This window comes from Vibrio sp. 1167, assembly GCF_033340375.1.
In the GTDB taxonomy this organism is placed as follows: Bacteria; Pseudomonadota; Gammaproteobacteria; order Enterobacterales; family Vibrionaceae; genus Vibrio; species Vibrio alginolyticus.
Genome location: NZ_JAWOWK010000001.1, coordinates 523,445 through 544,082, shown reverse-complemented (window position 1 = coordinate 544,082; position 20,638 = coordinate 523,445). Strand labels below are relative to the sequence as shown.

15 protein-coding genes and 1 pseudogene are annotated in these 20,638 nt (G+C 44.4%); 13 read left to right on the top strand and 3 right to left on the bottom strand.

Going from position 1 to position 20,638, the window contains the following annotated elements:
* Window positions 1–50: 50 nt before the first annotated feature.
* The 10 genes and pseudogenes from R7Z78_RS02360 (at window position 51) to R7Z78_RS02315 (ending at window position 12,292) form a co-directional block, all read left to right on the top strand.
* Window positions 51–983, top strand: a complete 933-nt coding sequence (locus tag R7Z78_RS02360) for a transporter substrate-binding domain-containing protein (RefSeq protein ID WP_005375093.1) — start codon at window positions 51–53, stop codon at window positions 981–983.
* A complete protein-coding gene (locus R7Z78_RS02355) occupies window positions 980–3,310 on the top strand; it encodes a putative bifunctional diguanylate cyclase/phosphodiesterase (RefSeq protein ID WP_064354925.1) in 2,331 nt (776 codons plus the stop codon). Before R7Z78_RS02360 ends, R7Z78_RS02355 begins: the two co-directional genes overlap by 4 nt.
* A gap of 212 nt (window positions 3,311–3,522) precedes the next feature.
* The gene (locus tag R7Z78_RS02350; RefSeq protein WP_005375095.1) at window positions 3,523–4,716 is read left to right on the top strand and encodes a glycine C-acetyltransferase; all 1,194 of its coding nucleotides are present in this window, start codon (window positions 3,523–3,525) and stop codon (window positions 4,714–4,716) included.
* A 44-nt stretch (window positions 4,717–4,760) separates the two neighbouring features.
* Window positions 4,761–5,792 carry an L-threonine 3-dehydrogenase gene (gene tdh, locus R7Z78_RS02345; protein WP_005383983.1) on the top strand — a complete coding sequence of 344 codons (1,032 nt, stop codon included), beginning with the start codon at window positions 4,761–4,763 and terminating at the stop codon, window positions 5,790–5,792.
* A gap of 389 nt (window positions 5,793–6,181) precedes the next feature.
* Window positions 6,182–6,727, top strand: coding sequence for a spore coat U domain-containing protein (locus tag R7Z78_RS02340; RefSeq protein WP_021035866.1), 546 nt, complete (start codon window positions 6,182–6,184; stop codon window positions 6,725–6,727).
* A gap of 39 nt (window positions 6,728–6,766) precedes the next feature.
* Window positions 6,767–7,264: a spore coat U domain-containing protein gene (locus R7Z78_RS02335; RefSeq protein WP_017635493.1), complete on the top strand. Its 498-nt coding sequence runs from the start codon at window positions 6,767–6,769 to the stop codon at window positions 7,262–7,264.
* Between the two features lie 20 nt (window positions 7,265–7,284).
* Window positions 7,285–8,040, top strand: coding sequence for a molecular chaperone (locus R7Z78_RS02330; RefSeq protein ID WP_053303865.1), 756 nt, complete (start codon window positions 7,285–7,287; stop codon window positions 8,038–8,040).
* 17 nt (window positions 8,041–8,057) lie between these two features.
* Window positions 8,058–10,466: pseudogene (locus tag R7Z78_RS02325) on the top strand (fimbria/pilus outer membrane usher protein).
* Window positions 10,467–10,516: 50 nt separating this feature from the next.
* Entirely contained in the window at window positions 10,517–11,431 is a 915-nt protein-coding gene (locus R7Z78_RS02320) for a spore coat U domain-containing protein (protein WP_213895949.1), read from the top strand.
* 141 nt (window positions 11,432–11,572) lie between these two features.
* Window positions 11,573–12,292, top strand: a complete 720-nt coding sequence (locus R7Z78_RS02315) for a carbonic anhydrase (RefSeq protein WP_017635489.1) — start codon at window positions 11,573–11,575, stop codon at window positions 12,290–12,292.
* Between the two features lie 72 nt (window positions 12,293–12,364).
* Here R7Z78_RS02315 and R7Z78_RS02310 read toward each other — a convergent pair whose 3' ends face one another.
* Window positions 12,365–13,468 (bottom strand): mechanosensitive ion channel family protein, encoded by a 1,104-nt coding sequence (locus tag R7Z78_RS02310; RefSeq protein ID WP_005375107.1) that lies wholly within the window; start codon window positions 13,466–13,468, stop codon window positions 12,365–12,367.
* Between the two features lie 301 nt (window positions 13,469–13,769).
* Here R7Z78_RS02310 and R7Z78_RS02305 point away from each other — a divergent pair, with 301 nt between their 5' ends.
* Window positions 13,770–14,117, top strand: coding sequence for a helix-turn-helix domain-containing protein (locus R7Z78_RS02305; protein ID WP_005375109.1), 348 nt, complete (start codon window positions 13,770–13,772; stop codon window positions 14,115–14,117).
* Window positions 14,118–14,207: 90 nt separating this feature from the next.
* Here R7Z78_RS02305 and lldD read toward each other — a convergent pair whose 3' ends face one another.
* Both lldD and R7Z78_RS02295 read right to left on the bottom strand, forming a co-directional pair.
* The gene (gene lldD, locus R7Z78_RS02300) at window positions 14,208–15,347 is read right to left on the bottom strand and encodes an FMN-dependent L-lactate dehydrogenase LldD (protein ID WP_005383962.1); all 1,140 of its coding nucleotides are present in this window, start codon (window positions 15,345–15,347) and stop codon (window positions 14,208–14,210) included.
* 315 nt (window positions 15,348–15,662) lie between these two features.
* Complete coding sequence (locus R7Z78_RS02295; RefSeq protein ID WP_005375111.1) at window positions 15,663–17,354, bottom strand: L-lactate permease; 1,692 nt, start codon at window positions 17,352–17,354, stop codon at window positions 15,663–15,665.
* 162 nt (window positions 17,355–17,516) lie between these two features.
* On the opposite strand from R7Z78_RS02295, the gene R7Z78_RS02290 reads away from it, so the two are divergent.
* Window positions 17,517–18,416 (top strand): LysR family transcriptional regulator, encoded by a 900-nt coding sequence (locus tag R7Z78_RS02290; protein WP_005375112.1) that lies wholly within the window; start codon window positions 17,517–17,519, stop codon window positions 18,414–18,416.
* Window positions 18,417–18,536: 120 nt separating this feature from the next.
* Window positions 18,537–20,570 (top strand): prolyl oligopeptidase family serine peptidase, encoded by a 2,034-nt coding sequence (locus R7Z78_RS02285; protein ID WP_104976436.1) that lies wholly within the window; start codon window positions 18,537–18,539, stop codon window positions 20,568–20,570.
* The last annotated feature ends 68 nt before the right edge of the window (window positions 20,571–20,638 follow it).

The following is a 20,638-nucleotide window of genomic DNA, read 5'->3' as shown; positions in this document are numbered from 1 at the left end:
TCACTCAAGCGCCCATTATTGGGCGCTTTGTGAAAGGTAAGGATATTATTATGTCAGTCATAACATTCAAAAGAACTTTAGCGACGGTGGCGCTCATGGTTACCTCTGTTGCGTCGTCTGCCGCTTGGTCAGACGATTTACAACAAATCCGTGAACGCGGTGTACTGCGTCACATTGGTGTCCCGTACGCTAACTTTGTCTCCTATATTGAACAAGGTGAAGTGGAAACTTTGACTGGCTTGGATGTAGAGATAATAAAAGGTTTTGCCAAGTCGTTAGGTGTTCAGTACCAGTATGTTCCAGCACAGTGGAGCGACGTGGTTGGTAAGTTGACAGGGCAAAATGTGCAATATCACAACAAGCAGGCTGTTGTCGGAGAAAGTGTTCCAATTGAAGGCGATTTGATCGCAAATGGCGTTACTATTCTTGATTGGCGCTCTGAGGTTGTCGATTTTTCACAAGATTATTTTCCTTCAGGTGTATGGTTGGTTTCCAGATCCGACTCTAGTCTGAGCCCGATTAAACCAAGTGGGTCGGTCGATGAAGATGTTAAAAACGTCAAGCAGCTGATCGATGGTCGCGAAGTGTTAGCTTTAGAACATTCTTGCTTGGATCCTAACCTTTATGACTTATATGACACAGGTGCAAAAGTTATATTACCTGATGGGGCGCGTCTCCTTAATGAGATGGTTCCAGCGATAATGAAAAATGATGCGGAAAGCACATTATTAGATGTTGCGGATACGCTAATTGCCCTCGAAAAATGGCCGGGTGAAATAAAAGTCATTGGCCCTATATCTGAAAATCAAAAAATGGCTGTTGCATTCCGTAAAAATTCCCCTGAATTACGCAAAGCATTTGATCGTTATTTAGACTCGATAAAAAAAGACGGTTCATACGAAAAACTAGTAAAAAAATACTATCCATCTATTTACTACTTTTATAACGATTACTTTATAGAAGATAAAAAGAAAGTCCGATGAATAAGGCCGTTAAAAAATTTTCCAGTAAAAGATTTATTACAATAAGCGCAATATTAGTTTCAATTTACTTAGCTATGCTTATTACTGTGACTAGCGTAGGTCAAAATAAATTAAAAGAATCTCAATACAGAGAACTAGATTTAAAAGTAAAAAGTTATGCAAGCACACTCGATAATTTATTTACCATAGCGAGTGAAGATGTTGATAATCTAGCTACAGATAAAACAATACAAACATTCTTTGGTAATTTAGCTTCTGGCATGTCAATGGAGTATGGATTAGGTGCCAGTCTAATTAATTTAAAGCGTCGCTTCGATGAGAAGATAGACAGTAAGCTAATTAATAGCAGCCAAATCTATAAGAAGCTCACGCTGGTAGGCAGTGATGGAGTCACCATTGTCACCACTGGATCTGAAAACCTTGCCGAGCACAAAATGGACATACAAACCTTAATGACTCAACACGGGCATCCCGAAGAGGTTTGTGCGACGCGATACAATGATGACGTTCGCATTCAAGTCATTAAGCAAGTTAAGTTCTCCGGAAAGCCTGTTGCCTTTTTAATTGCCGATCTTAATAAGAATATTGTTATTGACCAACTTACTAACCAAGAACACGAAGATAGTTATAGCCGAATGGTGCTAAAAATAAAAGACGTGGAAATGGTTGTATGGGATACCATAAATAAAACACCTTCTCACAATAAGGATGAGAACTATTTCGTTTCTGAGGCTATAGACGGAAAAATTTACTTTGAAGTGCCTGTGGATAAACATCACTTCAAATTGATGGCGTGGTTCGAGCCTTTGAGTGAACGAGATATATTTACATCACGGCTCTTTATTATTGGTTTGAGTATTCTCGCCGTTATGATCGTCATTGCTTTATGTTATGCATTCATCACGAACAATAATAGGATTGAATTGAAAATTAAGCTTGAGGAAGAAAAAAAGCGTAAAGATATTCTTTCTAAACAGAATAAAAAATTAACGAACGAAATTGAACGTCGAAAAGCGTCTGAAAAAGAACTCGCCTTCCAAGCTAAATATGACACATTAACCAATTTACCTAATCGTAGTTATGGTTCCGAGCGATTGGCTTTGGAGTTAATTAGGGCATCGCGTAGTGGGTCTAAAGTTTTGGTGATGTTCATCGACTTAGACCACTTTAAGCAGATTAACGATTCAATGGGACACTTTGTTGGGGATGAAATCCTTAAACTCAGTGCTCAGCGACTGTATCAAGTCGCAAGAAAAACAGACTTATTGGCGAGAATTGGTGGGGATGAGTTTTTACTCGTCATCCCAGACTTGCCTGATAATGATACTGCAAAGCGAGTTGCTTCAAGTGTGCTTTCGGCGTTTAACGATCCGTTTGTTTGGAACAACCATGAATTCTTCTTGAGTAGCAGCGTTGGAATGTCTGTGTTCCCGGATGACGGAGACAACGCTGAGCAGCTCCTTGCATGTGCTGATATGGCAATGTATCGGGCGAAACAAGATGGGCGTGATGGCTTTTGTTTTTATAACCATAATATGAACCAAGATTTGCAACGCTATTTGGATCTGGAAAATCGTCTGAGAAGTGCGATCTCCAATCAGTTATTAGAGCTGTATTATCAGCCAATTATTGAGCTGAGTAGTGGTAAAATCGTAGGTGCAGAAGCGCTAATGCGTTGGAATGATGACAAGTACGGATTTGTAAACCCTGAAGAGTTTATCTCTATTGCAGAGAAAAATGGTTTAATTCATCAAATTGGTGAGTTTGCTATTCAACAAGCGTGTCGACAAGCGGCACAATGGCAGAGTCTGACTCCGTTGTTTGTTTCTGTAAACTTTTCTAGTGTTCAATTTAGGTACTGCGAGCGCTTACTTACGTTTATTAAACACAGCCTTGAGGAGTCTGGTCTTCCGTCAGATAAGTTCGATATTGAAGTGACAGAAAGTCTCCTCTTCAATCACGATTCTGAGCTATTAGACATGCTTAATAACTTACGAGCGTTAGGCACCAAACTTACTATTGATGATTTTGGTACTGGTTATTCTGCGCTGAGTTACTTGCAGAAGTTTCCGTTCGACCGCTTAAAAATTGATCGTAGCTTTATGCAAAATATGTTCGAGAACGACTCAGACCGCGAGCTTGTCAACGTAATCATAGCAATGGCGAAAGCGCTGGATCTTAAGATCGTCGCAGAAGGCATCGAAGAACAGCGTCATGTGGATTACCTGAAAAACCTAAACTGTGAGTTCGGACAAGGTTTCCACTATAGCCGACCATTACCTGCTAAGGACTTTGAAGCACTTTTGGCTAAGCCTACCTGGCTATAATTCCTTTTATAACAACCTCATAGAAAAGCATTAATTGAATTTGTGCCTAGGATTCATTAATGCTTTTCCACCTTAAGGTATAATCCTTCCTCCTTCCTTGAATTACACTACAATTAATTGATGAGTGATAGCCCGTGACGACCGTCACATAAAGGCTAAGCCTAATTCTAAACGAGTAAATACTCGCCAAAATAACTAGGAAGGAATTTCAAATGTCTTCTGCATTCTACCAACAGATTCAGCAGCAAATCGAAGAAGTAAAGGCGGAAGGCCTTTACAAATCAGAGCGTGTCATTACGTCTCAACAGCAAGCGGCTGTTAAAATCTCTACTGGTGAAGAAGTACTAAACTTCTGTGCGAACAACTACCTTGGTCTTGCTAACCACCCGGCACTTATCGAAGCGGGTAAAGCAGGCATGGACGAGCACGGCTTTGGTATGGCTTCAGTACGTTTTATCTGTGGTACGCAAGACATCCACAAAGAGCTTGAGCAGAAGCTTTCTAAGTTCCTAGGTAAAGAAGATACGATTCTTTACACATCATGTTTCGACGCAAACGCGGGCCTATTTGAAACTATTCTAGGCAAAGAAGACGCAATCATCTCTGACGCTTTAAACCACGCGTCAATCATCGATGGTGTTCGTCTATGTAAAGCAATGCGTTTCCGCTACTCAAACAACAACATGGAAGAGCTAGAGCAACAACTGATCGCTGCGAAAGAAGCAGGTGCTCGCCACATTCTTATCGTAACGGACGGTGTGTTCTCAATGGACGGCGTAGTAGCAAACCTTCCGGCTATCTGTGACCTAGCAGAGAAGTACGGCGCGTTGACTATGGTTGATGACTCTCACGCTGTTGGCTTCATGGGCAAAACAGGTGCAGGTACGCACGAGCACCACAACGTGGTTGACCGTATCGACATCATCACTGGTACGCTAGGCAAAGCAATGGGCGGCGCTTCAGGCGGTTACACATCTGGTAAAGCGGAAGTGATTGACTGGCTACGTCAGCGTTCTCGTCCATACCTATTCTCTAACTCTGTTGCACCAGCAATCGTAAGCGCTTCTATCCGCGTTCTAGATCTACTAGAAGAGAGCGGTGACCTACGTGATCGTCTATGGGAAAACGCAGCACACTTCCGTACTCGTATGGAAGACGCGGGTTTCACAATGGGTGGTGCTGACCACGCAATCATCCCAATCATGCTTGGCGACGCAAAAGTAGCAGCAGAATTTGCAGAGCGTGCGCTGGAGAAAGGCATCTACGTAATCGGCTTCTCATTCCCTGTAGTACCAAAAGGTCAAGCACGTATCCGTACTCAAATGTCTGCGGCGCACTCTCGCGAGCAACTAGACCGTGCAATCGACGCGTTCATCCAAGTTGGTAAGGACATGGGTCTTATTTAAGATTCTAGGCCTTAGACAATAGGGCCTTTAATTAAGGTTACATTATGAAAATTAAAGCATTATCAAAGCTAAAGCCTGAAGAAGGCATCTGGATGACTGAGGTTGATAAACCTGAAGTTGGCCATAACGACATTCTGATCAAAATTAAGAAAACCGCTATCTGTGGTACAGACGTACACATCTACAACTGGGACGAATGGTCACAAAAAACCATTCCAGTGCCTATGGTTGTCGGTCACGAATACGTGGGTGAAGTGGTTGCGATTGGTCAGGAAGTTCGTGGCTTTGAAATCGGTGACCGCGTATCTGGCGAAGGTCACATCACGTGTGGTCATTGTCGTAACTGTCGTGGCGGCCGTACTCACCTATGTCGTAACACGATTGGTGTGGGCGTTAACCGCGAAGGTGCATTCGCAGAATACCTAGTGATCCCAGCGTTTAACGCGTTCAAGATCCCTGAAGGCATCTCTGACGATCTAGCGTCTATCTTTGACCCGTTTGGTAACGCAGTACACACAGCACTTTCTTTCGACCTAGTAGGCGAAGACGTGCTTATCACAGGTGCTGGCCCAATCGGTATCATGGCAGCGGCAGTAGCAAAGCACGTTGGTGCTCGCCACGTAGTGATCACAGACGTGAACGAATACCGTCTAGAACTTGCTCGTAAGATGGGTGTAACACGCGCAGTAAACGTGGCTGAAGAGAAGCTAGAAGACGTAATGGCTGAGCTAGGCATGACAGAAGGCTTCGACGTTGGTCTAGAAATGTCTGGTAACCCAGCAGCATTCAACTCAATGCTAACCACAATGAACCACGGTGGTCGCATTGCACTACTAGGTATTCCACCGTCAGACATGGGTATCGACTGGAACCAAGTTATCTTCAAAGGCTTGGTGATCAAAGGTATCTACGGTCGCGAAATGTTCGAAACTTGGTACAAGATGGCTTCACTGATCCAATCTGGTCTGGATCTATCGCCAATCATCACGCACCACTACAAGATTGATGACTTCCAAGAAGGCTTCGATGTAATGCGCAGCGGTATGTCAGGCAAAGTTATTCTTGATTGGGAATAACTTATTCAAGTAAGAAATGCGCTCCTTTTTGGGGCGCATTTTTGTTTCATGAAGATTTTTGTTTCGGGAAGAAATGGTCGCCAATCTTTTCTAAACTTCTCGTATCGTTCTGCTACTTTTTTTAGATTTTTTCCACTCAACTTCACCCTACCTTCTAACTCATTGTCGATTCTGTATTTGGAATAAGATAATAACCATTTGTTTTTAGTGGTTATTTTTTAGCATTACATGCTTAAAAATCGTCATTTTTAAGTTTAATGTTTTTATTTTCTGTTCGTCTTTATCCTTATCCTGCTTCTTTTTATTGTTTTACATTTTATATGCATTTGGTTTGTCATAATTGAGCTATAACTAATAAAAAGGTTACCGATATACAGTGGAATGTAAAAATGGAGCTTTATATGAAAAGATTTTATCTGATGATGCCTCTGCTCTTAACCTCATTTAGTTGGCAAGCGAATGGAGCGTCAGTGAGCGGTACGATTGATGTTTCAATTAACCTTGTACAAGGTTGTGTGATTAATGGAAATAATGCGGTAGATGCAGCTTCTGGCGTTGGCTTTGGCTCACTTGCCTTTGGAGACGTGCCTGCAATCTTCAGTGAACAAGATGGTGTGGTAAATGGTGGTAGTGCGACGGGTATTGAAGTGCTTTGTAGTAACGGTGTGACACCGACGTTTACATTGGGCACCGGATTGTATGATGCAAGTGCGACCGTTGGTACCTACGCGATGTCAAATGGCGCGCAATTTATTGATTATACGTTGTTTACCGATTCAGACCGAAGCACACAAATTATACAAGGCGGGACGGTAGCTCTGTCTGAATTTACTAGTGCAACATCGCAAACTATTGAGCTTTTTGCGAAAGCTTACGGTACGAGCAGCATTGCCGGCACATACTCCGATACCATCAGTGTGACGCTAAGCTGGTAAAACGTGACGCTGGTTGTTAGGGGCTTTTCACTTGTCGCGATGAGTTTGTGTTCTTTAACTGTGCTGGCTGATGCGACACAAACTTTTCAGGTGTCTGCCACCGTAGATACAGGTTGTTTGATTAACGGCGCAGTACAAGAAGAAAGCGCAACCCAAGCCGGGCAAATAGGCACGTTAGATTTTGGTGAGCATTCTTCAGTTTACGCGACGGAAGTACAAGGCAGCATCACTTACAGTTCATCACTCACATTAAGTTGTACTCCGGGTATTACGATGAATGTTTCCGTAAATGGCGGGATGAATGCATTGGACGGTGTACGTAAGCTAAAGCACAGTGAAGAAGCGACAACGGTAGATTACTTTTTGTTTCAAGATCTAAATTATACGCAGGTGCTTGATATTGACACGCAATACTCCGTCGATACCGACCAAGACCCAGATAATATTCAGTTTCCTATCTGGGCAAAGGCGACAATAAATGGGAATGAAATGGCTGGAATTTATATGGATACGCTTACGCTGACATTAGAGTGGTAAGTGAACTTTGGAGGGGTGAAATGGAATTCATACTCAAAAAACTATTATTAATAACCTTCCTTTTTGTTTTTTTCTCAAATGCCAATGCTAACTCATTATTAATTTGGCCGATTTACCCCAAAATATCAGAGGAGAGTAATGCAACGTCACTTTGGATGGTGAATAAAGGCAGTGCTGATTCTTATTTGCAAGTGAGAATTTTTAAGTGGGAACAAAACGAAGGAGAAGATAGCTATTCAAGTCAAAGCCAGTTAATTGCAACTCCTCCGTTTGTCAAAATTGAACCAGGTGAAAAGCAGTTAATCCGCATCATCAACCAAGATGAGGCCTCTGCGGGTAAGGAGTATGCATACCGAGTGATCATAGATGAATTACCGCCAACTCAAAACCCTCAAACAGAATTGACGGAAAATGAACTCGCTGTAAAAGTCCGAATGCGTTACTCGATACCTTTGTTTATTTACGGGAAAGGGCTGACTGATACTCAAAAACCAAACCGTGACAGTGAATTATGGGGTGATTTACAGGCACAGTTTATTAAGAAAAATAATCAGCGTTTTGTTCACATTAAAAATTCAGGAAAACACCATGTTCGCTTAGTGAATTTACAGTTGAATCTACCAAATAAAGATCCTGTCGTTATTTCCGATGGACTAGCTGGCTATATTCTTCCTGAACAGTATAAGGTTTGGTCTATTCCCCATAGTAATGTCAGACCCTTGAGTTTGAGCGCGAATATTGGAGGTAAACGTTACCAAATACCATTGAAGCAATAATGAATAGATTTAATACAATGAATGCTTTCTTTTGGTTGGTATTACTTAGCGTAACGTGGAGCAGTATTGGTCTTTGTGCAAATTCAGCAAACCACTTCTCTGAGCTACCGAGTCCTGAAAATTTCTCATTAGAAAAGTTTGAGAATATTAGCCTCAATCTGGAGTTGGTGATCAATCAAAGAGCAACAGGGCTTGTTGCGAAAGTTGAGCGAGTTGGCGATCAGTTCTTTTTGCTCCGGGAGGACCTCATTTCAGTTGGGGTTACCGCCACGTCGTTGCCTGGAACCGAAGAGAGACTTGAGGTTACGTCTATCCCAGGTGTTAACGTGCGTTACTTGCAATCGTCATTGTAACTTGCAATTGACGTACCGCCTAATTGGTTACCGATGCAGAGCTTATCAGCGCAGGATATGGGGCGATTTTCCCCGGCTCAGTTTGGGCGTGGTGGCCTGCTTAACTACAACGTATTTGGTGTGTACGAGAACGAAAGCCGACAAAAGGAGGTTTCTATAAATCATGAAGTCAGAGCCTTTTCTGAGTTTGGCGTTTTTTCTACTACCGGGATATTTAAATCTAACTTTCATCGCGATGTTCAGTCCCAGCAAAGCAGCCAGTACACTCGTTTTGATACGAGTTACGAGTACGTCAATCAAGAGAAGCGAATTCGTATAGAGGTAGGGGACTATATTGTTCGCCCTTTATCTTGGAGCCAACCAGTAAGACTGGCGGGTATTCAGTTGTCACATGATTTCTCTATGCGTCCGGATGTCGTGACGACGCCGTTACCTGCATTTTACGGTGAGGTCACTGCGCCCACTACGTTAGATTTGTTTATCAATGGCTTTAAAACTGACTCAATGAATGTTGGGCCCGGTCCTTTCATTATTAACGATATTCCAATGCTCTCTGGTGCTGGGGAAGCAACGGTAATTGCAACGGATGCTCAAGGTAAGCAAACGGTCATGACCAGCCCATTTTTTCTCTCTTCCGATCTACTCAAGACCGGATTTACATCTTACAGTGCGAGTATTGGTGCGATCAGAGAAAACTTCGGTAATGCATCTAACGACTATGGAGACGGTGGCGTGGTTACCGCTCTGCGTCATGGCATGACTGATTGGTTAACATTAGAAGCTCAAGCTGAAGCAAAAGATGACCTGATCGTTGCGGGGTTGGGCTTTGTCACCAATGCTTTCAACTTGGGTACGGTGGATGCCTCGTTTCGTGTGAGTAATTTTCAGGATCAATCTACCTCATATGCGCTAGGTTATAGTTATCAGTCTCGGTTGTTTAGCTTCGCTGCTCGAACTCAAGTAGAACAAGCCGACTTTTATACCTTATCTCATTTACCAAATTACGAAATGCTCGATGAAGGCAAGGACGCTTCACTCGCGTCGCGCCATCTATCACAAATCAATATGGGAGTGCGTTTGGGAGATTGGGGCTCACTTTCTGGTGGGTACTTTGATATTCAACAATCCGACTCAGATTCACGTACCCTAAATCTTACTTATAGCTACGCTCTGCCTTTTAATATCAATATGTCCCTTTCTTACAACCATAGTATTGGTGGTCAGAGTGTTACGCTGGCGCAATTCTCTCTACCTTTCAGTTCTTTGGGGGGAAGTTCGGGGTTAACGCTGAAAAGAGAGGATGATGGCGATGTTAGAGGGCGAGTGGGTTACAGCCGCCTTGCGCCAATACGAGGTGGGTGGGGCGTCAATTTAGCGCATGATATTAACGAACACCCAGAAAACCGTAAACAGGCCGATTTGACCTACCGTGCGTCATGGGCGCAGTTCAGAGCGGGGTTAAATGGCACCAGTGGCGACTATGATTATTTTGCGGAAATGGCAGGTTCGGTCTCTACGTTGGATGGAGAAATATTCCCGGCGAATGAAGTGTATGACAGCTTCGCAGTGGTGAGCACCAGTGGTTTTGAAGGTATTCCGGTTAAATATGAAAATCAAATTGTCGGAGTGACAGACGATGAAGGTTACTTACTTGTTCCTTGGGCTACGGCGTATTACACCGCCAAATATGAAATCGATCCACTTAATTTACCTGCCAATGCTGCGTTTTCTGCAACAGAGCAGTTTGCTTCGATACATTCGGGCTACGGCTACCTGTTAGAGTTCCCAATAGAGCTACAAGTTGCACTGAGCATGACGGTGGTAGACGAAAATCATTTGTTCCTTCCGATTGGTACATATGGCCGCTCAGAAACGGGCTTAACAAGCCAAATTGGTTGGGATGGTTTTACCTACTTTGAAGGCGTTGACCCAGGCCGCTACATTCAGTTTTATCCTCAAGGACAGCCGCCATGTAAAGTGTTTATTGAGGGGTTGTATCAGCGTGAGAGTCAAAAAATACAAACATTGCCTGAGCAGGTTTGTATCAAAGCCGAAGAAGAGGCCGCACTATGATTTTGCGCCGCTGGCTTGCTAGCCTACTTCTCTTTTTCTCGTGCTCGACAATGGCTTGTCAGCTCACGGCGGCAACACCTTTAATCTTGTTTGGCAATGTTTCTTCGTTTACTGTTTCAAGCTCTCAGCAGCAAAGCTCAGCTCAGCCTCATGCGGGGATTACGTGTGACTTTTCTACACTTGTGTCTTTGTTAAGTGGCGACTACGTATCAGCAACGTTTAACAGCATAAATAATGGTTTGCTATTAAATGAGGATGATCCGAGTTCGGAGCTCAGCTATCAGATTTTTGGCGATCCAGGTCTTTCACAAGAGTATGTATTCGGCCAAACTTACAATTTTTTTGAAATCGGGTTAATCGATTTACTCGGGTTGTTTGGCACTCAAGCCGAGTTTCCGCTCTATGCTCGGACGGGAGTGGGTAGTAATCTTTCCGCTGGGACTTATAAAGACCAAATCACCGTATCCTGGATTTGGGATTACTGTAAGGGTATCGGGGTTCTAGGGGTATGCATTGGCCGCGCCAATGGCAGCGCTCAAAGCGTGATTACGGTTGAGTTGGAAGTGACCCCTGATTGTATGATCACAGCGCCAGATATTGATTTTGGTTCGTCCCCATTAGTGGCCGGTTTTGAACCAGTCAGTCAGGTTATATCGTTAACTTGTACCAAGAATAGTTCCTTCTCCATTGGCTTGAATGACGGCCTAAATGCGTCCGGCGGTCAGCGGCGAATGATTTCTAGTGGTCACTATTTGGAGTATGAAATCTATAAGTCATCAACGATGGAGCGCTGGGGAGGAACCAGTTCTGAACGTCGTGAACACAGTGACGTCGATACTGGCGGCTCCATTCCTGATGGTATCACTCCACAGAATTATAATTATCGCGCGCAGATACTAACCAGCCAAACGACCCCTCCTGCAGGTACTTACACCGACTCAATAATCGTTGACGTTCAATTTTGAGCATCATGTCAATTACATCATTAGAGGCTTCTATTCCAAAAATCTTTTGTAATCATAGTTTTCACTCTGTCACTGCTTAATTTTGTGAGATTAGTATGGCTTTATTCTCACGGAATTTAACTTTCAGAAATAAGGAAAATGATGAAGAAGTCACTAACAACATTAGGTTTGGCACTGGTATTTACAGGAACAGCTTATGCAGCAAGCTGGGGCTACGAGGGAAACCATGGGCCAGCTCATTGGGGTGAGTTTGCATCTGAGTGCGCGAAAGGTCAAAACCAGAGCCCAATCAACATTGAATCGGCGACCGAAGCGAAGCTAGAAAAATTGAATTTCGACTACGAAGGAAAGGCAATTTCACTGCTGAACAATGGTCACACTTTACAGACTGGTTTAGAAGGTAAAAACACACTCACCATTGATGGTAAAGAGTTTACGTTGAAACAGTTCCACTTCCATACGCCATCTGAAAACCATGTGGATGGTAAAGAATACCCACTAGAAGTACACTTTGTGCATGCCGACAAAGTAGGTCATCTAGCTGTTGTCGCGGTGTTCTTTAAACTGGGTGACACGAACCCAGATTTAGCTAAGATGCTAGCTAACATTCCAACTAAAGATCAAGATGTTACCATCAAGGTTCCATTTGATGCGGATGCCCTTATCCCAAGTGATAAAGACTACTACCGCTTTAACGGCTCACTAACGACACCACCATGCTCTGAAGGTGTGCGTTGGTTGGTGATGAAAGAAGCACAAACTATTTCTCCTGAGCAGATAAAATCTTTTTCGGAAGTAATGGGGAAAAACAATCGCCCAATCCAACCGCTGAATGCACGTATGGTGTTAACGCAACAATAACCACTTCATGCGAAGAAAAATAAAAAGCCCGCTTAAACATAGCGGGCTTGATTATTTGGGTATTGGTGAAAACTAGAAGCCGTGATCTTCTTGCTCTTCCGCTTTTACCATTTGTATAGGATCAAGCTTAAGCGTCTGAGTAGGGAACGCGATATCTGCATCGTGTTCTTTAATGATGTTGATTACCTTAAGCAGTATGTCCTGCTTAACCTCATGGTATCTCACCCAATTCACGGTTTTAGTAAAGGTATAGATAAAGAAGTGCAATGATGATGGACCGAATGTATCGAAATTAACGATAAGTGTTTGGCGTGCATCAATGTCTTTGTGATTTTTCAGCATTTCTTTTACCGCGGTGATAATTTGCGGCATTTTTTCTGCATCGTCGTAACGAAGTCCAATTTTTTCGTAGATACGTCGGTTCAGCATGCGAGATGGGTTTTCTACGACAATGCTGCTAAACACTGAGTTTGGTACATACAGTGGACGCTTATCGAAAGTTCGGATAATGGTCATGCGCCAGCCAATGCGTTCTACTGTCCCCTCTATTTGTCGGTCTGGAGAACGGATCCAATCGCCAACTTTAAATGGACGATCGAAGTAGATCATAAGACCTCCAAAAAAGTTAGACAGCAAATCCTTCGCCGCTAAACCGACGATCAAACCACCAACACCACCGAAGGTAAGGAGGCCCGATAGTGACAGACCAAATGCCTGCATTACGGTTAGAATTCCGACGGTAATAAAGAACAGGCGCGCGACCTTAGCTATCGCTTGTACTGTTGTTTCATCTCGGTTCTTTTGTTCGAGAACATGCTCTTCAACATTGGTAATGAGCCGCATAACGGTCCATACGAAGATGCTGATGATTAAAATCAGTTTCAGCGTACTTAACCAGTTTATTTTATCGTTGAGCTCGCTCTCCAATATGATGCCGATAGAGACGGTTGCTGGCCAACACCAAATGAGTGTACTGACTGGCGCTTTTAGCGCATCAAGCAACATATCATCCCAGTGGAAGGGCGTTTTCTCTACGAGCGCAGCGAGGCGAGAGCGAATCAGCCGCCAAGCTATCCAAGCTATAAAGCTAGCGAGCGTAATGAAAAGGACGCTCCCACTCCAATTTTGATGAGACGTTTCAATGTAGCTTTGTAATTCGGTAAACCACTGTGGCATATGTAACTTATTTCTAGTGAACCATGGAAGGAAAGGTAGCAGATATTACTCCTTCACCCCAGTGATTTCCTTTAAATCATTTACTTATGTCTAAACCGTCCGAGATGGACTTTTCCTTCCGATGACAAGAGAGTCACCTCAATGTTCTGTTGAGCGACCGCCTCATGCATGTTCAGAGGTACGCTACCAATGATTGAGGGTTGATATTTGGACGATCAATTATAACTTCTCTGACTTATCGCTAACATTTATCTTAAGTAAGTGTGAGAGTGTATTGGCTCTTGAATTAGCGGAGGCAGATATGGAATTTACAGAGCTGGATCGAAACGCGCTCTACGACATCTGGATGTCACAAAAAGCCAAAATGCACATCACTCAAATGGAAATGGCGAAGCGCCTTGGTTTGAGTCTACACGAGTTTTCTGGCTTGTTACGTGGTAATTCTCCACTGACGCTAGGTTTTGTAAAACAGCTATGCGAGCAGCTACATGTACGTCCTGGTCAGGTGATTCCGTCTTTGACGGAGCGTGACCTATCTGCATCTGGTACCGTTTATTTACAAAATCGTGTGACGGTGGATGGCGATATCAGTAACGTGTTTATCGACGGAAACCAAGTCGTGATCGAGTACGTTCACCAAGTTAGCTAGCTTGCTCGTCAAATTATCGGGTTGAAGAGCAATAAAAAACGAGCCACTGTTGGCTCGTTTTTTCGTTTCTGTTTTGCTCGATTGCAAAGATTATGGGATTTTCACTAGCGAATCGCGTGAAAGATCCGCGATAGACTTAGCGCCAGTCAGCGTCATTGCTACACGCATTTCTTTATCGTACAGATCCAGTAGATTTTCAACGCCTGCTCCGCCTTGTGCTGCCAATGCGTACACAAATGAACGGCCAAGAAGCGTACAGTCTGCACCAAGTGCGAGCATACGAACGACATCAAGACCAGTACGAATACCAGAGTCTACGAAGATCTTAAGATCACCTTTTACCGCATCCGCAATGCTTGGTAGTGCTTTAGCGCTTGAAAGTACGCCATCTAACTGACGGCCACCATGGTTAGATACCACAATGCCGTCCGCGCCGAAACGTACCGCATCTTTCGCGTCTTCTTCATCTAGAATGCCTTTGATAACCATTGGACCATCCCAAAAATCACGAATCCACTCAAGATCTTTCCAGGAGATAGAAGGGTCGAAGTTTGCGCCTAACCAGCCGATGTAATCTTCTAGCTTTGTTGGTTCGCCACGATAAGTTGAGATGTTACCTAAGTCGTGCGGTTTACCAAGTAGACCCACATCCAGCGCCCAGCTTGGGTGGCGCATCGCCTGGAATACACGACGCATGGCCGCGTTAGGGCCACTCATACCTGAATGCATGTCACGGTAACGTGCGCCAGGAACTGGCATATCAACGGTAAACACCAGCGTTGTTACGCCTGCTGCTTTTGCACGCTCAAGTACGTTCTTCATAAAGCCACGGTCTTTAAGTACGTAAAGCTGGAACCACATTGGACGTTCAATTGCAGGTGCGACTTCTTCAATCGGACAAACCGAAACAGTCGACATAGTAAACGGGATGCCTTTTTTCTCGGCTGCTTTTGCTGCTTGCACTTCGCCTCGGCGCGCGTACATACCAGTTAGACCAACAGGAGCTAGCGCGATTGGCATTGCCAGTTTCTCACCGAAGATCTCGGTTTCGAGGCTCAAATCTGTCATATCGCGTAGGACGCGTTGGCGAAGAGCGACATCACCTAAATCGTCAGTATTACGCTTCAGCGTGCGTTCGTCGTAAGAGCCGCCATCAATATAATGGAATAGAAACGGGGGAAGCTTGGCTTTCGCGGCAGCGCGGTAGTCAGTAGAAGCTGAGATAATCATAATGGTGTCCTAGCGGTTATTCTAAGCAAAGTTGTGGAGCAATTTGCTCTTTCGTTGAGCCTTCATCGCAAAGCAGTGAAGACATCAAAATGAGTATAGTTACCTATGGTTCACTTACGTTTGAATCGGTGATGTTGGTAACCCATTTACATAATTGGTTGAAAAATTTTATTAAATCACTCAATCAGTTATGCAAACTGGAAAGGGTGACACAGCTGTCGGGGGAATTGATGTAGCAAGCTAAATCAACATGTCGGGGTAGTAGTGCAGACAGCTGTGTCAAATTAGGCAGGGCTGTAAACCCTGCATTTCGCGTTACTTCATTAAGACATCTGTCATTTGGAAGCCATAAATCAGCACCAATCCAATAATGCCTGTCATTACAATGTAGTAGAACGTAGGGATAATCGTTTTACGCAATGTTGCGCCTTCTCGACCAAGCAAACCTACCGTGGCTGATGCGGCAACAACGTTGTGAATCGCAATCATGTTACCTGCAGCAGCACCGACGGCCTGGAGTGATACAACAATCACACTCGAAATAGACAACGTTTGTGCCACTTCGAATTGGAACTGGCTGAACATCATATTTGATACCGTGTTTGAGCCAGCGATGAACGCACCCAGTGCACCAACGGTGGCACTCAGCGCTGGGAACGCAGAACCAACAAGGTCAGAGGCGAAGTTTGCGGTTGTGACGGGCATACTTGCTAGGTCAGCACCGTTGATGCCTGAGTTGATAAAGATACGAACCATCGGAATGGTAAATACCAAGACAAAACCCGCCCCAATCAGTGTTTTGCTTGACTCGCCAAACGCTTCACGCAATGGCTTTACACTGCCGCTTTGTAACATTGCAGCAAGTAGTGCGACAAACACCAGAATGCCACCAGGAAGGTATAACGGCTGAATAGCAGCGCTAACGCCAGTCTCACCAAGAATGTTGCTGAACGACAAACTTACGCTTTGTACAAAGCCTTTCAGCTCAGGGCTAACGCGGCTTGCGACGAGAATAACTGCCAGCATTACATATGGAACCCAAGCTTTTACGATGCTCATTGGCTTGCCCGGATTGTCGTTTAGATCGACTTTTAGCGAGCCTAACCACTCTGCAGGCCATTTGTCTTCGCTTTCGAAATCCCACTTAGTCTTTGGTACTAAGAAGCCTTTTTTCGCTGCGGTAACAACGATAGACAGACCAACCAAACCACCGATAAGTGAAGGAAACTCTGCGCCCAAGAATACGCCGGTTAACGCGTATGGAACGGTGAAAGAGACACCAGCGAATAGCGCAAATGGTAGAATATCCAGGCCTTCACTCCAGCTTCTGTTCTTGCCGAAAAAGCGTGTTAACATCATCGCCATTAATACTGGGATCATCGTACCTACGACTGCGTGAATGACAGCAACGTGCGCTGTGATATCTTGCAGGTACATTTCCCACGTTGCACCTTGTGCGGCCAACGACTCACTGATGTTATGGGTGTCTAAACCTTTGTTTACACCTACGATGATAGGCGTGCCTACCGCGCCGAATGAAACAGGCGTAGACTGAATCATCATGCCCATTAGGACAGCGGCTAGCGCAGGGAAGCCGATTGCAACCAGCAGTGGTGCAGCGATTGCTGCCGGGGTACCGAACCCAGATGCGCCTTCAATGAACGAGCCAAAGCACCAAGCAATGATGATGGCTTGTACACGGCGGTCAGCCGAAATATCGGTAAATCCATTACGGATTGTGGTGATCGCTCCAGTGTGTTTTAAAGTGTTGAGCAAGAAGATGGCACCAAACACGATCCATAGAACAGAGACAGTAATGCCGAGTCCTTGGAATACGGAAGCCAGTACGCGATTGGCTGACATATCCCAAAACATAAGTGCGATAGCGACGGTTAGACCGAACGCAACAGGCATGGCTTTTTTAGCAGGCCAGTTGAGACCAACCAATAAGATGGCGGCAACAACAATTGGCGAAAATGCCACTAGGGCAAGTAGGGTTTCACTCATTTGTACATCCTTCGTACGCTGACTTCTCGAACGGTGTCAATCCGCTGTAGAGGTGACTTTTTGTTGTAATGGTTTTGTTAATTTGGCGTGAATTTACTCCTTTATTTTTTGTTGATATAGGGAAATAATGAAAATAATTAATTCCAAAAGTGACATAATGGTATGAGAGCAGACGACTTAATCCTATTTTCTCAAGTAATCGAACTTGGCAGCTTTAGTAAGGTTGCAGAGGCAAATAACCTTACAAATTCGGTAGTTAGCAAAAGAATGGCGAGGTTGGAGGAAGAAATAGGGGCTCAGCTATTATATCGAACAACGCGCAAATTAACCTTGACCGAGGCAGGTAAGGTGTTACTCCACAGTGCTAAAAATGTGAAGCAGGCCACTCAGGAGGCTATGGATGCTGTTGCAGGCTTTGGAGAGAATGTGAGCGGTCATATAAAAATGTCCGTGCCGTGTATCTCTGGAGATTTGATACTTGCTGATGCTGTTGCCGAGTTTTGTAACCTTCATCCGGGTCTGACCGTGGACATGTCATTGGATAACCGCTTTGTCGATTTAGTGGCTGATGGTTACGACTTAGTCATTCGAACTGGCTACCTAGCCGACTCCAGTTTGATCGCACGACATATTCTCGATTCCCAATGGGTGGTATGCGCGTCCCCTTCATATATCGCTAAAAATGGGAAACCGATCGAGCCGATTGATCTCACCACGCACAATTGTCTGCAATACGCTTACCAAACCACAGGTGCAACGGATTGGGAGTTTAAAGGAGAAGATGGCAATTACATCGTCAAAGTATCGGGCTGCTTTTCTACTGATAACGCGACCGCATTACGTAAAGCCGCTCTGGGCGGCCATGGTATAGCTTACGTCCCGCGATGCTTGGTGTATCATGATATTCGCAATGGCCAACTGGTGGATATTTTTCCTGAACTAGTAGGTAAAAAGTTGGGTATCTACGCGGTGTATCCGTTTACTCGTCAACCACCGAACAAAGTGAAGCTGCTTATTGAGCACATTCGTGACCGGTACTTAACGATATCTCATTATTTCTAGGTTCTTCATAGATTTAAAACAATGTCGTTGAAATCAAAATTGGGTGCTCTAAGGTAATCACCGCAATAAAACGATTGAAGATAAACAATTTAATAAAAACAACGGAGTAACACGGACGTTATGCATTACCCAAAAACACGTAAAGATTCTGTCGTGGACACTTATTTTGGTCACGACATTGCCGACCCTTATCGCTGGTTAGAAGATGATCGCAGTGAAGAAACCGCACAATGGGTTTCGGGTCAAAATTCGGTCACCTTCGATTTCCTTGGTCAGATACCGTACCGCCAACAAATCCGTGACTTAGTGGCGAACAGTCAAAACTACGAAAAATATTCCCAGCCATTTGTACGTGGTGACTACACCTACTTCTACAAAAACGACGGTTTGCAAAACCAAAGCGTATTGTATCGACGTAAAGGCGAGGGAGAAGCCGAGGTTTTCCTTGATCCAAATACTTTCTCCGAAGAGGGCACGACCTCTCTTGGCGAAGTCAGCTTCTCTAAAGACTGCCGTTTGGTCGCGTATTCCATCTCAGAAGGGGGTAGTGATTGGCGTAAGATCTTTGTCATTGATACGGAAACCAAAGAACAGTTAGAGCCTGAGATTGTTGATGCGAAGTTTACGTCGATTTCTTGGCTGGGCAGCAAAGGCTTCTATTACTCAAGCTACGATAAGCCGCAAGGCAGCGAGTTGTCTGCTCGAACTGAGCATCACAAGCTTTATTATCATGAACTTGGTACCCCTCAATCTGAAGATAAAGTGATTTTTGGTGAGTTGGATACGCAAGTTCATCGTTATGTGTCTGGTACGACGACGACAGATGATCGCTTCCTTATTATCTCTGGCGCAGAATCTACATCGGGTAATCGTCTGTTTTATATTGATTTACAGTCTGAGTTACAGGCAATTGTGACGCTGCGCGAGACAACGCAAGGCGACACCTACTTAATTGATAGCCAAGACGCAACCTTGCTGCTTTACACCAACCTAGACGCGCCGAATGGCAAAGTTGTCAGCTACAACACTCAGACAGAACAATGGGCTGACGTGATTGCTGAACAAGAACAGCCGTTAGAAATCAGCAAAGGTGGCGGTTATCTGTTTGCGACTTATATGGTAGATGTGCTTTCTAAAGTGCAGCAGTTTAACTACCAAGGTGAGTGGATTCGAGATGTACAATTGCCGGGAGAAGGCACGGCTTATGGTCTGGCGGGTAAAAAAGAAGAAACCACACTTTATTACACATTCACTAACTACGTGACGCCTCCGACGATTTTCTCATTTGATGTCGAATCTGGTGAATCCACACTGTTTCAGGAATCAAAGGCACCGTTCGATCGTAATGAGTATGAATCAAAACAGGTGTTTTACACCTCAAAAGACGGCACGCAAGTTCCGATGATCATTTCATACAAGAAGGGCGTTGCACTTGATGGTAGATCACCAACCATGTTGTATGGTTACGGCGGTTTTAACATCAGCCTCACTCCAATGTTTTCTGGCAATGTAGCCAACTGGCTAGAGTTGGGTGGTATATACGCTGTCGCCAACATGCGAGGCGGCGGTGAATACGGTAAAGCCTGGCACAACGCAGGCACTCAGCAGCAAAAGCAAAACGTGTTTGATGACTTTATTGCGGCGGCGGAATACCTGATTGAAAACGACTACACTAGCTCGGATCGCCTAGCGATTCGCGGTGGTTCTAATGGTGGTTTGTTAGTTGGAGCGTGTACGACGCAACGCCCTGAACTATTCAAAGTCGCGCTGCCTGCGGTTGGCGTGCTTGATATGCTGCGTTATCACACGTTTACTTCTGGAGAAGGCTGGAAGTATGACTATGGCACGTCTTCGCAAAGCGAAGCGATGTTCCAATACTTGCTTGGTTACTCTCCTGTTCACAATGTAAAAGAAGGCGTGCAATATCCTGCTACCTTGGTGACAACTGCTGATCACGACGACCGAGTTGTGCCAGCACATTCGTACAAATTTATTGCGGAGCTGCAAGACAAACAGCAAGGCGCTAATCCAGTATTGATACGCATTGATGTTAATGCCGGTCATGGTGCAGGAATGCCGCTGAGTAAGCAAATTGACCTCACCACAGACGTGTATGCATTTACGTTACATAATATGGGTATTGAGTCGATTTAATGCCCTAGTTGTTAGAAACTTCTGAGAATAAAAAAATGCCGCGACAGTGTCGCGGCATTTTTCATGGT